We start from the raw sequence: 14,333 nt of genomic DNA, 5'->3' as shown, positions 1-14,333 counted from the left end.
CACGGGCCGGGCCGGCACGACGATGCACCCGGCCAGCGTGATCGCGACGAGCGCGATGGCGATTGCGGTTCTCTTCATCGCCCGCCTCCATCATGCCCAGTGGCCGCGGGTCCAGAACCAGTTCGGACCGCGCTGGTCCCAATGGCCCGGCACCCAGTGCATGCCGACGCGCTCGGCTTCCCAGTGGCCGCCGATCCACACGTAGCGGCCATGATCCCAGTGCCAGTGCCCACGGTCCCACACATAGCCCACGCGCGCGGCCGGCACGACCTCGTAGTGCACCGGCGGCGGCGCGTTCGGCGCGACGACGACGATTTCCTCGGTGCGCACGGCGATCGGCTCGGCGACGACCACGCGGCCCTGCGGCGCGATCACGGGGGTGCCGACGAGAATCTCGTCCGCATGCGCGGCAAGCGGCGCGACGACGGCTGACAGGCCCGCGGCAAACAGCGCGAGCGAAACGATACGACGTTGAACGGTAGAGACAGCCATCAGAACCTCCTGGTTGAACGAGTTACGCGAGCGTATTCGTTCAATGCGGGAGGCGCGATAACGGCCGACAGACGCCGTGTTACGGCGTGCCCGAAAGTGCAACAGGGCGTAAGACGCGCACGGCGGCGAGTGCCGCCGTGCGGAGGGACACCGGCAAGCGTCAGGCTTGCGGGATCTCGATCTTCACTTCGAGGACTTCGAGGTCGTCCTGGCGCTCGAGGCTCACGCGGATGTCATCGTCCGAAATATGGACGTACTTCGAGATGACCGCGACGAGCTCTTTCTGCAGCGCCGGCAGGTAATCGGCCGGCGGCCGGCCGCCGACGCGCTCGTGCGCGATGATGAGCTGCAGGCGCTCCTTCGCGACCGATGCGGACTTCTTCTTCTCGCCGAGGAGAAACGAAAGGATGGACATGGGCGGCCTCCGTTACTTGCTGCCGAAGAGGCGCTGCAGCAGGCCCGGCTTCTGGTAATCGGTGAAGCGCAGCGGCTTGTCTTCGCCGAGGAAGCGGGCGACGACGTCCTTGTACGCTTCGGCGACGTCGGTACCGTCGATATGCACCGCCGGCAGACCCTGGTTCGATGCGTGCAGCACGGCTTCCGACTCGGGCACCACGCCGATCAGCTTGATGCGCAGGATCTCGCTGATGTCCTCGAGCGACAGCATCTCGCCTTCGCTCACGCGCTTCGGGCTGTAACGCGTGATCAGCAGGTGTTCCTTGATCGGCTCCTTGCCTTCGGTCGCGCGCTTCGTCTTCGACGACAGGATGCCGAGAATGCGGTCGGAATCGCGCACCGACGACACTTCCGGGTTCGTGACGATCAGCGCTTCATCCGCGAAATACATCGCGTGCAGCGCGCCGGCCTCGATACCGGCCGGCGAATCGCAGACGATGTATTCGAAGTCCATCGCGACGAGGTCGTTCAGCACCTTCTCGACGCCGTCGCGCGTCAGCGCATCCTTGTCGCGCGTCTGCGACGCCGGCAGGATGAACAGGTTCTCGCACTTCTTGTCCTTGATCAGCGCCTGGTTCAGGTTCGCTTCGCCCTGGATCACGTTCACGAGGTCATACACGACGCGACGCTCGCAGCCCATGATGAGATCGAGGTTGCGCAGGCCGACGTCGAAGTCGATCACGGCCGTCTTGTGGCCGCGCAGCGCGATACCGGACGCAAAGCTCGCGCTCGTCGTCGTCTTGCCCACGCCGCCCTTGCCCGAGGTCACCACGATGATTTTTGCCATTTACCCAATACCCTGTGTTCGTCAATGAGAGCCGATCGATCCGGAGCGTGCCGCGTGATTTACGTCAGGCGCAGCGGTTCGATCATCAGTTTTTCCTCTTCGAGCCGGATCTGCACCGCTTTGCCCAGTACTTCGGCGGGCAATGGGTTCTCGGTTGTTCGATAGATACCCGCGATCGAAATCAGTTCCGGTTCGAGACACGTGCAGAAAATGCGCGCGTCGTGATTGCCGTGCACGCCCGCGAGTGCGCGGCCGCGCAACGGCGCGTAGATGTGGATGTTGCCTTCCGCGATGATTTCCGCGCCGTGACTGACCGGCGCGAGCACCACGAGGTCCCCTTTCGCGTAAATCTGCTGCCCCGAACGCAACGGCCGGTCGATCACGAGCGTCTGGCCGCCGGTCTGCAACAGCGTCGGCGCGGCTTCCGACGACTGTTCGGGCGCCGTTGCGGCTGCCGGAGCGGCGGCGGCCTCGACGGCTGGCACAGCCGCCGGTTCCGCTTCGTCGGCGTGCTTCCCGGCCGGCGCGCGGCGATCGCGCGCCTCGAGCAACGGCAGGCCGGCTTCCCCCGCCCAGCCCTGCGTTGCCAGCGCGACGACGCCCACCGGGCGCATCCGCACGTCGTTCAGCATCTGGCGGATGTCCGCCAGCGCGACGCGTTCGCCGTCAGCCAGGCGGCGGACGTCGATCGCGACGACATCGTCGGCGAAAAACTCGGGAGTCGCTTCGAAGCGCTTGACCAGTTCGGTACGCAACGCATCGAGATCGGTCGTCTTCACGGTGAACAGCAACGTATCGACCGATCCGCTGCGCAGCTCGAAGAATGGCGATTTTTTAAGCGACATGGACACTCTGCAAAAATTTTTTGCGTATTTTACAGGCGTCCACGCGCGCAGCCATTATTTTTGGGAAACCGGGGGGCGGCGGCCCGGGCGGGCATACAACCGGCAGGCGGGCAGGCAAGCGGGCGAGCGGGCCTTCATCACGCCGCGCGACCCGCGCGCTGACGTCGCGTCAGTGCTTCACCTGCGACACGTACAGCGATTTCATCGCGCCGGGCATCCGCGCGATCGGCGCGTGTTCGCCGGTGTTGCCGAAGCCGGCACGCTCGTAGAAGCGGATCGCATTGCGGTTCGCATCGGCAATCCATGCGTAGACGTCCTGGGCGCCACGCTCGGCGAGCCATGCAGTGGCCGTCTCCAGCAGCAGCACGCCGCCGCGCAGGTGACGCACTGCGTGCGCGACCCACAACTCGCTGACGAACGCGCGCCGATCGGGCGTATTGTCGAAATACGCACCGATCATGCCGGCCGGATGGCCTTCGGTATACAGCAGGAAAGTCGTCGACTCGTCGGACACGGCGCGTTGTGCGGCGATTGCCGACGCTGCGTCCGTTTCGACGTTCAGCAATTCGGCCTCCGGCGCTTCGCCGGGCGCGTAGGGCTCGCGCAGCGATGCAGCGCGGAGTTCGCGATACACGCCGCCCTGGTCGGCAACGATACGACGAACGGTCAAGGTCGAACTCATGCAGGCACAGCCCCCTTCGGACAGCAAGCTACTAGCTTCAACCGAAAGCGGGGCATGAGTCAAATCGTAATTTTCAAATGGCGGCGCGAATCGAAAGGCGGCAGGCACCGCCGGCAGCCATGCGATCAGGCGATGTGCACGTGCAGCATCGCCATGTCGATGCGTGCCGCCGGACGACGGCCGCGGAGGCTTCGTTCGACGCATGGCACCCATCGCCTTGCGACATGAGGCAGGCGCCCGTCAGGCCCTGCGCATTTCATCGTGGAAACCGTAATGGCCCGTAATATTGGTAACCTCGAAAGCATGCGTCACGGGTAGCCGCCGCCCTCCGCATATTGCGACGCAACATTTGTTGCGAACCTGTAGCGCGGATGCCCGCACGCTTCACGGCGCACCATTCGTCTGACAAACCTGCCGCCAGCGCGGGCCCATCCGCCGCTCCCCCGCATGTTTCAATCAGCGTGCGCGGGCCCTTCCCTGCCTGCGCCGCACGCGCCTCTCCGTTTGGAGCCGTGCGCCTAGCGCCGGAGTTTGGCAAGCGTGCGCATGGGTCGTATAACAGGCAGAACCGGGTGACGATCCGGCTCGACCGCGCGTGCATCGCGGATCAACGAGAATTCGAACAACCATACAGGCGGCCGCCTTCGGGGCGGCCGGCAGGAGGGAGACAATGGCAACGACCGACGGATCGGCTTCGGGCTGGTCGGATGGCAAGCGTTACCTGTGGCTGCTCGGCGCGCTGACGATTACGCTGCCGATCCTTGCCGCCCAGCTCGCGCTGTCGACGGGCCTGCACGTGTTCTGGTGGTTCGGCCCGCTGTTCGCGTTCGGCGTGATCCCGATCCTCGACACGCTGATCGGCGACGATCGCGACAACCCGCCCGAGGCCGTCGTGGCGCACCTCGAGCGGGAGCGCTACTACCGCTTGATCGTCTATCTCGCGACTCTCGTCGAATACGTCGCATTCTTCGCGTGCGTATGGATCGTCGGCACGCACGCGCTCGCCTGGTACGACTATGTCGGCTTTGCGCTGTCGCTCGGTGCAGCGACGGGGATCTCGATCAATACCGCGCACGAGCTCGGGCACAAGACCAACCGCTTCGAGCGCTGGCTCGCGAAGATCACGCTCGCGCCGGTCGCTTACGGCCACTTCTACGTCGAGCACAACCGCGGCCACCACGTGCGCGTCGCGACGGCCGAAGATCCGGCAAGCGCGCGCTATGGCGAATCGTTCTGGGCGTTCCTGCCGCGCACCGTGACCGGCAGCATCCGCTCGGCGTGGCGGCTCGAGAAGGCCCGCCTCGAAAAGCTCGGGCATTCGCCGTGGACCTGGCGCAACGAGGTGCTGCACGCATGGGCGATGACCGTCGTCGTGTGGGGCATCGCGATCGCGATGGCCGGCAAGGTCGTGATCCCGTTTCTCGTGATCCAGGCCGTCTACGGTGCGTCGCTGCTCGAAGTCGTGAACTACGTCGAGCACTACGGGCTCGGCCGCCGCAAGCTGCCGAGCGGCCGCTACGAACGCTGCACGCCGCAGCATTCGTGGAACAGCAATCACGTCGTCACCAACCTGTTCCTGTACCAATTGCAGCGGCACGCGGACCATCACGCGAATCCGACGCGCTCGTACCAGGCGCTGCGCCACTTCGACGATTCGCCGCAACTGCCGGCCGGCTACGCGACGATGATCCTGTTCGCCTACGTACCGCCGCTCTGGTATCGCGTGATGAATCCGCGTGTCGTCGCGCACTACGGCGGCGACATGGCGCAATCGAACATCAAGCCGTCGATCCGCGCCCGGGTGCTCGCGCAATATCCGGCCGCGGCCTGATCGCGGGGGACGGGCCGGGGAAGGCTTTCGCCGGCTCGCCGCCGGAGGCCGAGACCGACGCCACGTCGGCCTCCGGTTCCGTCGAGGCCCGGTGCAACGGCGGCGCCGTCACGCCATTTCCCGCAGCCTGAACACGGCCACCGCGTGCCGCAGCGCGCTCGCCTGCTCGGCCAGCGCCTGCGTCGCGGCCGAGGCCTGCTCGACAAGCGCCGCGTTGCGCTGCGTCGCTTCGTCCATCTGCGTCACCGCGATGTTCACCTGCTGGATGCCGCCGCTCTGCTCCTGCGACGCGGACGAGATCTCGCCCACGATCGTCGTGACGCGCTGCACCGCGCCGACGATCTCGTGAATCGATTCGCCCGCACGTCCGATCAGCACGGCGCCCTCGTCGACCCGCTTCGTCGACTGCTCGATGAGCCCCTTGATCTCCTTCGCGGCAGCGGCGCTGCGCTGCGCGAGCGACCGCACTTCCGCCGCGACGACCGCGAAGCCGCGCCCCTGTTCGCCCGCACGGGCCGCCTCGACCGCTGCGTTCAGCGCGAGGATGTTGGTCTGGAACGCGATGCCGTCGATCACCGCGATGATCTCGCCGACCTTCGCCGAGCTGTCGGCGATGCCGTTCATCGTGCCGACAGCTTCCGTCATCACGCCGCCGCCCGCCGCCGCGATGTTCGACGCGTCGTGCGCCAGTTGCGCCGCGTGCTGCGCGTGCTCGGCCGACTGGCGCACGATGCCCGTGAGTTCGGTCATGCTGGCAGCCGTCTCCTCGAGCGACGCGGCCTGTTCCTCGGTACGCGCCGACAGGTCGTGATTGCCCGACGCGATCTGCGCGCTCGCCGTCGCGACGGCTTCGGCGTGCGTACGCACTTCGAGCACGACGCCCGACAGGCTCGCCTGCATCGTCTGCAACGCGCGCAGCAGATCGGCGATCTCGTCGCGGCCGGCCGCGTCGACGTCGCGCGTCAGGTCGCCTTCGGCGACGGCCTGCGCGCATGCCACCGCGCGGTCGAGCGGGCGCAGGATCGCGCGGCTGAACAGGAACGCGCCGACCATCGCAACGCCGAGCACGACCAGCATCAGCACGAGGCTCGCGACGGTTGCGTGCTGCGCATCGCGGCTCGCCTGCGCCGACACGGCGGCACTCTCGTCGGCAATCGATTTCGCGGCCCGCTCCAGCAGCGCCGCGGGTTCGCGATCGACGCCCGCCACGGCGGCATCGCCGGCCGACGGCTCGAAGCCGGCAGCCTTGAACGCATCGAACCCGCGCCGGTAACCCTCGCCCATCGCCGTATGCGCGCGCATGAACTGCTCGACGAGCGAGCGGCTCGCGCCGGGCGGCAACTGACGAACGAGCTGCGCGGCGAGCGTATCGACCGTCCGCTCGCGCGTCTGGAATGCCTGCCAGTATTGGTCCAGCTTCGCGGGCTGCTTGCCGCGCAACAGCGTGTCCTTCCATTCCTGCACTTGCAGCTTGAACTGCACGAGCGTGGCCGACACGAGCCGTTCGTCGCCGACGTTCGTCTGCACGTCTTCGGCAAACGTATCGATCGACCGATTGAGAATGTGGATACCGTACAGCGCGCCACCGAACATCAGCAGCAGCGCAACGGCGAATGCGAGGGGAATCTTGTAGCTCAGCTTCATGGGACCTTGAATCGACGGGAAACGATGCGGCCCAGCATGGGCACCGGCCGCCGCCCCGTGTTAACGGCACTGGAAGCGCGGGCTTAAAGCTGAAGAAAGCGGCAAAGACCGGACGCACGTGACAGAGGCGGCCAGTCCGATCAGGTCGGACGCGTCGCGCGCGGCCCGGCTGTCGCGGCCCTGCGCGCGCTCGCGGGAGCGCGATGCATGCGACAGCACGATCCATTCCGCCGCAATCGCGATGACAGCGCATCCTGCCAGCGCCGCGAAATGCGCCGTGTTATCGAGTGCCAGCGCCATGCCGACGTCATGCGCGCGGCGGATGCCAACGACTGCAATCACGGCAGGCAGCAACGCAATGCCCGTCAGGACTTTCGACACTCGGTTCGCCGTGGGATTGCGGTGTTTGCGATTCAGCGCGGCTGTATCGAGGACGCGGCACGATCGTGCACGCGGTGGGTCGCCGTCGGATCGGCACGATCCGATGCATCCATGATCGAGCTGTTGCCACTGCAACGACTTGCGACACGACACATCGCACCGCGAACCCAAAACGAAAAACCCCTTGATCCTTCCGGATCAAGGGGCTTCGTATTTTGGCGGAGAGGGTGGGATTCGAACCCACGGTACGGGGAAACCGTACGCCTGATTTCGAGTCAGGTACATTCGACCACTCTGCCACCTCTCCTTCCTTACTGCATTTCGCGGCTGGTCGTTTCCGCGAAAGAAAAGATTATAGAACGATCTCTTCGAAACCCACAAGCCCTTTTTGCAAATTTTTTGCGAGAACTTCAGGTGCCTGCCGGGTCGCGATCTTACGACGCCTGTGCCGGCGCGTCGATGCGCTCGATGCCGCCCATGTACGGGCGCAGCACTTCCGGCACCGTGACCGAGCCGTCCGCGTTCTGGTAGTTCTCCAGCACCGCGACGAGCGTGCGGCCGACTGCGAGACCCGAACCGTTCAGCGTGTGCACGAGCTCCGGCTTGCCCTGCGCGTTGCGGAAACGCGCCTGCATCCGGCGCGCCTGGAACGCTTCGGTGTTCGAGCAGCTCGAGATCTCGCGATAGGTGTTCTGCGCAGGCAGCCACACCTCGAGGTCGAACGTCTTCGCGGCCGAGAAGCCCATGTCGCCCGTGCACAGCGTGATCACGCGGTACGGCAGGCCGAGCTTCTGCAGGATCGCTTCCGCATGGCCGACCATCTCGTCGAGCGCCGCGTACGACGCTTCCGGCGCGACGACCTGCACCATCTCGACCTTGTCGAACTGGTGCTGGCGGATCATCCCGCGCGTATCGCGGCCGTACGAACCGGCTTCCGAGCGGAAGCACGGGGAATGCGCGGTCAGCTTGATCGGCAGCGCGGATGCGTCGACGATCGACTCGCGCACGGTATTCGTCAGCGAGATTTCCGACGTGGAGATCAGGTATTGCGTGACCTTGTTCTCCTCGCCGCCCTTCTCGACGCGGAACATGTCGTCCGCGAACTTCGGCAGCTGGCCCGTGCCGTACAGGATCTCGGGGTTCACGATGTACGGCGTATACGTCTCGGTGTAGCCGTGCTGCTGCGTGTGCGTGTCGATCATGAACTGCGCAAGCGCGCGGTGCAGGCGCGCGATCGCGCCGCGCAGCATCGTGAAACGCGCGCCGGCGAGCTTCGCGCCGGTCTCGAAATCGAGGCCGAGCGGCGTGCCGACGTCGACGTGATCCTTGACCTCGAAATCGAACTGGCGCGGCGTGCCCCAGCGGCGCACCTCGACGTTGTCGGCTTCGTCCTTGCCGACCGGCACGCTTTCATGCGCGACGTTCGGCATGCCCAGCATCAGGTCGGACAGACGCGCCTGGATCTCGCCGAGCTTGGCTTCCGACGCCTTCATTTCGTCGCCGATCCCGCCGACCTCGGCCATCACGGCCGACGTGTCCTCGCCCTTCCCCTTCATCGCGCCGATCTGCTTCGACAGGCTGTTGCGGCGCGCCTGGAGCTCTTCGGTGCGGGTCTGGATCGCGCGGCGTTCCGCTTCGAGGGCGGAGAACGCAGCGATGTCGAGGGTGTAGCCGCGATCGGCGAGGCGCTGGGCGACGCCGTCGAGGTCTTTGCGCAGCAACTGGATGTCGAGCATGGGAGGACTTGGAGAATCGTTGTGTAAGACGGGAATTCTAACGCACCGCAGGGCCGCCACGGCACCGGCCGGCCGGACAATGCTGCAAACGGGCGATGACCGTGGTGCGACTGCCATGGCAGTATCGCATTGCCGGTCCGCCCGTCGGCACTCGCGAATCGCGCGGCGTCGACGCGCCGCGGATCGCGAAACGCCCGTGCGCGGCCGCCGCAGCGCATCGAACGAGGCACCCGCCACACGTCACAGCTACTCAAGGAACCCGATGGCCATCGAACTGGACAAGGACGTACGCGACCGCGCGATCGCGTCGCTGCAACGCTATTTCACAGAGAACATGGACGAGCCGATCGGCAATATCCAGGCCGGCGCGCTGCTGCACTTCTTCGTCGAGGAGATTGCGCCCGCGATCTACAACCTCGCGATCGCCGATGCGCAGCAGAGCCTGCACGCCCGCGTCGCCGAGCTCGACATCGAGTGCCATCAGGAGCCGTTCGACTACTGGAAGAAGCAGTCGGGCCGCAAGCGCTGACGCGTTCGCGGCGGCGCCGGCCGGAGCGCACCGTGCGCCCTCCCGTCAGTCCTTCTTGCCGGCCTCGCGGTCGAGCTCGCGCAGCCACACGAGCTTGTCGGCGATCTTCGATTCAAGACCGCGCGGCACCGGCTTGTACCAGCGCGGTTCGCGCATCCCGTCCGGCAGGTACGTCTCGCCGGCCGCATACGCATTCGGCTCGTCGTGCGCGTAGCGATATGCGTGACCGTAGCCGAGTTCCTTCATCAGCTTGGTCGGCGCGTTGCGCAGATGCACGGGCACCTCGCGCGACTTGTCCTGCTTCACGAACGCCATCGCCTGGTTGAACGCGTTGTAGCCCGCGTTGCTCTTCGCCGCGCACGCGAGATAGATCACCGCCTGCCCGAGCGCGAGCTCGCCTTCCGGCGAGCCGAGCCGCTCGTAGGTTTCGGCCGCGTCGTTCGCCATCTGCAGCGCGCGCGGATCGGCGAGGCCGATGTCTTCCCACGCCATCCGCACGATCCGCCGCGCGAGATACTTCGGATCCGCGCCGCCGTCGATCATCCGGCAGAACCAGTACAGCGCGCCGTCCGGGCTCGAACCTCGCACCGACTTGTGCAGCGCCGAGATCTGGTCGTAGAAGTTGTCGCCGCCCTTGTCGAAGCGCCGTGCGTTCAGCGTCATCGCGCTGCTGACGAATTCGGCGTCGATCGTCGCGACGCCGGCCGACGTGGCAGCCGTCTGCGCCTGCTCGAGCAGGTTCAGGAAGCGCCGCGCGTCGCCGTCCGCATAGCCGACCAGCGTGTCGATCGCCTTGTCGTCGAACGCCAGGCCGTCGAGCGCGATTTCCTGTGCGCGCTTCAGCAACTGGCGCATCTCGTCGTCGTTCAGCGACTGCAGCACGTACACCTGCGCACGCGACAGCAAAGCCGAGTTGACCTCGAAGCTCGGGTTCTCGGTCGTCGCGCCGATGAAGGTCACGAGCCCCGACTCGACGAACGGCAGCAACGCGTCCTGCTGCCCCTTGTTGAAGCGGTGGATCTCGTCGACGAACAGGATCGTGTGGCGGCCGGTGCGGTTCAGCGTGTCCTTCGCCTGCTCCATCGACTCACGGATGTCCTTCACGCCTCCGAGTACCGCGGAGAGCGCAATGAACTCGCAGTCGAACGCGAGCGCGGTGAGCCGCGCGAGCGTCGTCTTGCCGACGCCGGGCGGCCCCCACAGGATCATCGAATGCGGCTTGCCCGATTCGAAGGCGAGCCGCAGCGGCTTGCCTTCGCCCAGCAAATGCGTCTGGCCGATCACCTCGGCGAGCGTCTTCGGCCGCAGCGCCTCGGCGAGCGGGCGGCGCGGCTCGACTTGAAACAGATCGGACATGAACCCTCGCTCCACATCAAACGGACGCGGCCGAACCGGCCGCCGGACCCGACATTATGACAGCCGCGCGAAAGCACCGCCGCGCCTGGTGCCCGCGCCCAGTGCCCGCGCCCGAAAACAACACGGGCCTGCCGTCGCCGGCAGGCCCGTTGCGGGAGAACGGCGCGCGGCGCCGGTCAGCCGGTAATCACGTCGGCGCCCTTCGGCACGACGAACTTGAACGTATCGCCCTTCAGCGGCGGATTCGTCTGGATGTTCGTAAACGTCAGCAACGTGACGTTGCCGAACACGTCGTGCAGCTCCATCGCGGCGAGCGTGCCGTTGCGGAAGCCGATGCCGATCCGCTGGAACTGGGTGTCCTGCGCCTTCGGCAGCATCTCGAGCCACTCGATGCCGCCCTTCTCACCGGCATCGCGCAACGTGTAGTTCTTGTCGAGATCGTTGCTGCCGAACAGGATCGCGGCCGGGCTCGCGCCCAGCGCGCCGTTCAGCTTGCGTTCGGTGACCTGGTTCAGGTCGCGGTCGTACACGTAGAGCTTCTCGCCGTCGGCCTGCAGCACCTGCTGGTACGGCTTCTGGTACGTCCAGATGAACTTGCCCGGGCGCGCGAACACGAACGTGCCGCTCGAATTGTCGGTGGGCTTCGGCACGGCCTGCGCGGCGCTCGCGCCCTTCGCCGGTGCCTTGACGATCTGCTGCGTGAAATCGCCCTTCGCCGAACGCACCTGCGACACGAACGCCTTCAGTTGCTCGGTGCCGCCCGCGAACGCGTGCGTCGCCGCGAGCATCAGCGATGCACCGGCGAGCGCCGCGCCGAGCCAGCGCCGCGTCGAACGAAGGGACATTGCGAACGAATGTTGCTGCATATTGCGGTTTTCTCCCTGGGTGGCCGGCGCCGCGAACGCCGCGGACTCATTCCGCGTCGCGCGCCGGCACAAGAATTTCGCGGTTGCCGCTCGACGACATCGCCGATACGAGCCCCGACTGCTCCATCTGCTCGAGCAGCCGCGCCGCGCGGTTGTAACCGATCCGCAGGTGGCGCTGCACGAGCGAGATCGACGCGCGGCGGTTCTTGATGACGATCTCGACCGCCTGGTCGTACAGCGGATCTGACTCGTCGCCGCCTTCGCCGGTTCCCGCGCCGGCCGAACCCTCGTCGCCGTCGGCGGTGCCGCCTTCGAGCAGGCCCTCGACGTAGTTCGGCTCGCCATGCTCCTTGAGCTTCTCGACGACGCGATGCACTTCGTCGTCGGCGACGAACGCGCCGTGCACGCGCACGGGCAGCCCGCTGCCCGGCGGCAGGTACAGCATGTCGCCCATCCCGAGCAGCGATTCGGCGCCCATCTGGTCGAGAATCGTGCGCGAGTCGATCTTCGACGACACCTGGAACGCGATCCGCGTCGGCACGTTCGCCTTGATGAGGCCCGTGATCACGTCGACCGACGGACGCTGCGTCGCGAGGATCAAGTGGATACCGGCCGCGCGCGCCTTCTGCGCGATCCGTGCGATCAGTTCCTCGACCTTCTTGCCGACGACCATCATCAGGTCGGCCAGCTCGTCGATCACCACGACGATGTTCGGCAGGCGGCCGAGCGGCTCCGGATCTTCCGGCGTCAGGCTGAACGGATTCGGCAGCTTCTCCTCGCGCTTCGCGGCCTCGTCGATCTTGTTGTTGTAGCCCGCGAGGTTGCGCACGCCGAGCTTGCTCATCAGCTTGTAGCGGCGCTCCATCTCGGCGACCGTCCAGTTCAGCGCGTGGCCGGCCTGGCGCATGTCGGTGACGACCGGGCACAGCAGGTGCGGAATGCCCTCGTAGACGCTCATTTCGAGCATCTTCGGATCGATCAGGATCAGGCGCACCTGATCGGCGGTCGCTTTATACAGCAGCGACAGGATCATCGCGTTGATCCCGACCGACTTGCCCGAACCGGTCGTACCGGCGACAAGCAGGTGCGGCATCTTCGCGAGATCCGCGCACACCGGCTTGCCGCCGATGTCCTTGCCGAGGCTCAGCGTCAGCGCCGACGAGGCGGCCGCGTACACCTCGGAACCGATGATCTCGGACAGGTGGACCGTCTGGCGGCGCTGGTTCGGCAACTCGAGCGCCATGTAGTTCTTGCCGGGAATCGTCTCGACGACGCGGATCGACACGAGCGACAGCGAGCGCGCGAGATCCTTCGCGAGGTTGACGATCTGGCTGCCCTTCACGCCGGTGGCCGGCTCGATCTCGTAGCGCGTGACGACCGGGCCCGGATACGCGGCGACGACGCTCGCCTCGACGCCGAAGTCCTTCAGCTTCTTCTCGATCAGGCGCGACGTGAATTCGAGCGTGTCGGCGGAGATCGCCTCCTGCGCCTTCGGTGCAGGATCGAGCAGCGCTACCGGCGGCAGCGTCGAATCGCCCGGCAGGTCGGTGAAGAGCGGCACCTGGCGCTCGCGCTCGACGCGCTCGGACTTCGCCGGCGTGACGACCGGCGGCACGATCGTCACGGGCTCGTGATCCTCGATGCGCACGCGCTCCTCTTCAACCTTGCCTTCGCGCCGCACGGCCGCAGCCTCGCCGAGCTTGCGGTCGCGCTCGGCCTCGCGGCGCAGCTTCGCGACGTTGACGGCAGACAGGATCGCGCCGCCGACGCGCTCGGCGACCGACAGCCACGAGAAGCGGAAATACAGCGACAGGCCGATCGCCAGCGCGATCAGCAGCAGCAGCGTGCCGCCCGTGAAGCCGAACGCGTGCGACATCGCGCCCGCGACGGCCTCGCCGACGACGCCGCCCGGCGCACGCGGCAACTGCACCTTCAGCGACCACATGCGCAGCGCCTCGATGCCGTCGCATGCCAGCACGACGAGCACGAACGCGAGGATTTCGGTGAGCCAGCCGATCGGCCGCTCGGGCTCGTCCGAGACCGCCTCGTGGCGCGTGATACGGCGATAGTTGACGGCGATGCGCCGCGCGAGCGGCACGATCAGCCAGTAGGCCGACAGGCCAAACAGCAGCAGGATGATGTCGGCCGTCCAGGCGCCGACGCGACCGGCCCAGTTCGAGATGTGGTCCACCTGGGCGGCGTGCGTCCAGCTCGGATCGCGCCGGCTGTAGCTCAGCAGGGCCATCACCAGAAATGCGCAGAGCGCGACCTGGAGAATCCAGCGGATCTCCGTGAGGAGCTTCGACATCCGGTGCGGCAACGCCTGTGCCTGGGCGGAATAAGGAGCTTTTGCCATGAATCCGTATAAAGAGGACGGGCCGTGCGCCCGCCTGTCGTTCGATCCCGCATATTGTAAGCGCTGCACCGGGCCGCCAAGTGTAAATGACGGTTACATAACGGGGCCGGGGTACGGCCGGCCCGGCGGCCGCGCTCCGCCCCCCCCCTTTCGCGCCGGCCCGGCCGGCCGTCGGGCGCCGCTGCTGCGCCGCGCCGAGCCGGCGCCACGCCCCGCCGCACACGTGCGGCAACGCGCCGCCGCGCGCCGCGCCCGCCCCGCACGCACGGCCGTTTCACCGCGCGACACTATCGCCGCGATTGAAACTCTCGTTCGGCAATGCAGCAACGGGACCTTTATAATGCGCGTCTGATACCCATCTATGACGGCATC

Annotated in this window: 13 protein-coding genes and 1 tRNA gene; 2 read left to right on the top strand and 12 right to left on the bottom strand. The window is 66.6% G+C overall.

The window, feature by feature from the left end; genetic code table 11:
• Positions 1-90: 90 nt before the first annotated feature.
• The 5 genes from B7G54_RS14560 to B7G54_RS14540 form a co-directional block, all read right to left on the bottom strand.
• Positions 91-492: a YXWGXW repeat-containing protein gene (locus B7G54_RS14560; protein WP_085039700.1), complete on the bottom strand. Its 402-nt coding sequence runs from the start codon at positions 490-492 to the stop codon at positions 91-93.
• A gap of 160 nt (positions 493-652) precedes the next feature.
• A complete protein-coding gene (gene minE / locus B7G54_RS14555) occupies positions 653-907 on the bottom strand; it encodes a cell division topological specificity factor MinE (RefSeq protein ID WP_006476634.1) in 255 nt (84 codons plus the stop codon).
• 12 nt (positions 908-919) lie between these two features.
• Positions 920-1,735, bottom strand: coding sequence for a septum site-determining protein MinD (gene minD, locus B7G54_RS14550; RefSeq protein ID WP_085039699.1), 816 nt, complete (start codon positions 1,733-1,735; stop codon positions 920-922).
• Between the two features lie 59 nt (positions 1,736-1,794).
• A complete protein-coding gene (gene minC, locus B7G54_RS14545) occupies positions 1,795-2,580 on the bottom strand; it encodes a septum site-determining protein MinC (RefSeq protein WP_085039698.1) in 786 nt (261 codons plus the stop codon).
• A 169-nt stretch (positions 2,581-2,749) separates the two neighbouring features.
• Positions 2,750-3,466: a GNAT family N-acetyltransferase gene (locus B7G54_RS14540; protein WP_244289338.1), complete on the bottom strand. Its 717-nt coding sequence runs from the start codon at positions 3,464-3,466 to the stop codon at positions 2,750-2,752.
• A 466-nt stretch (positions 3,467-3,932) separates the two neighbouring features.
• Here B7G54_RS14540 and B7G54_RS14535 point away from each other — a divergent pair, with 466 nt between their 5' ends.
• Positions 3,933-5,093, top strand: a complete 1,161-nt coding sequence (locus tag B7G54_RS14535; protein WP_085039697.1) for an alkane 1-monooxygenase — start codon at positions 3,933-3,935, stop codon at positions 5,091-5,093.
• 108 nt (positions 5,094-5,201) lie between these two features.
• On the opposite strand, the gene B7G54_RS14530 is transcribed toward B7G54_RS14535, so the two are convergent.
• The 4 genes from B7G54_RS14530 to serS all read right to left on the bottom strand — a co-directional run bounded on the left by B7G54_RS14530 (position 5,202) and on the right by serS (position 8,854).
• Positions 5,202-6,737 carry a methyl-accepting chemotaxis protein gene (locus tag B7G54_RS14530; protein WP_085039696.1) on the bottom strand — a complete coding sequence of 512 codons (1,536 nt, stop codon included), beginning with the start codon at positions 6,735-6,737 and terminating at the stop codon, positions 5,202-5,204.
• A gap of 60 nt (positions 6,738-6,797) precedes the next feature.
• The gene (locus B7G54_RS14525) at positions 6,798-7,118 is read right to left on the bottom strand and encodes a hypothetical protein (RefSeq protein WP_085039695.1); all 321 of its coding nucleotides are present in this window, start codon (positions 7,116-7,118) and stop codon (positions 6,798-6,800) included.
• 216 nt (positions 7,119-7,334) lie between these two features.
• Positions 7,335-7,425, bottom strand: a tRNA-Ser gene (locus tag B7G54_RS14520).
• A gap of 127 nt (positions 7,426-7,552) precedes the next feature.
• A complete protein-coding gene (gene serS / locus B7G54_RS14515; RefSeq protein ID WP_085039694.1) occupies positions 7,553-8,854 on the bottom strand; it encodes a serine--tRNA ligase in 1,302 nt (433 codons plus the stop codon).
• Between the two features lie 262 nt (positions 8,855-9,116).
• Between serS and B7G54_RS14510 the strand changes: the two genes are divergently transcribed.
• The gene (locus B7G54_RS14510) at positions 9,117-9,383 is read left to right on the top strand and encodes a DUF2164 domain-containing protein (RefSeq protein ID WP_085039693.1); all 267 of its coding nucleotides are present in this window, start codon (positions 9,117-9,119) and stop codon (positions 9,381-9,383) included.
• 45 nt (positions 9,384-9,428) lie between these two features.
• Here the strand turns inward: B7G54_RS14510 and B7G54_RS14505 are convergent, their stop codons facing one another.
• From B7G54_RS14505 to B7G54_RS14495, 3 genes are all read right to left on the bottom strand, one after another.
• Positions 9,429-10,739 (bottom strand): replication-associated recombination protein A, encoded by a 1,311-nt coding sequence (locus B7G54_RS14505; RefSeq protein ID WP_085039692.1) that lies wholly within the window; start codon positions 10,737-10,739, stop codon positions 9,429-9,431.
• Positions 10,740-10,915: 176 nt separating this feature from the next.
• Positions 10,916-11,605, bottom strand: coding sequence for an outer membrane lipoprotein chaperone LolA (gene lolA / locus B7G54_RS14500; protein WP_027788119.1), 690 nt, complete (start codon positions 11,603-11,605; stop codon positions 10,916-10,918).
• Between the two features lie 46 nt (positions 11,606-11,651).
• Complete coding sequence (locus B7G54_RS14495; RefSeq protein WP_085039691.1) at positions 11,652-13,961, bottom strand: DNA translocase FtsK; 2,310 nt, start codon at positions 13,959-13,961, stop codon at positions 11,652-11,654.
• Between the last annotated feature and the right edge of the window lie 372 nt (positions 13,962-14,333).

The organism is Burkholderia puraquae, assembly GCF_002099195.1.
GTDB classification, from domain to species: Bacteria; Pseudomonadota; Gammaproteobacteria; order Burkholderiales; family Burkholderiaceae; genus Burkholderia; species Burkholderia puraquae.
This window is presented reverse-complemented; position numbering and strand designations above follow the sequence as displayed.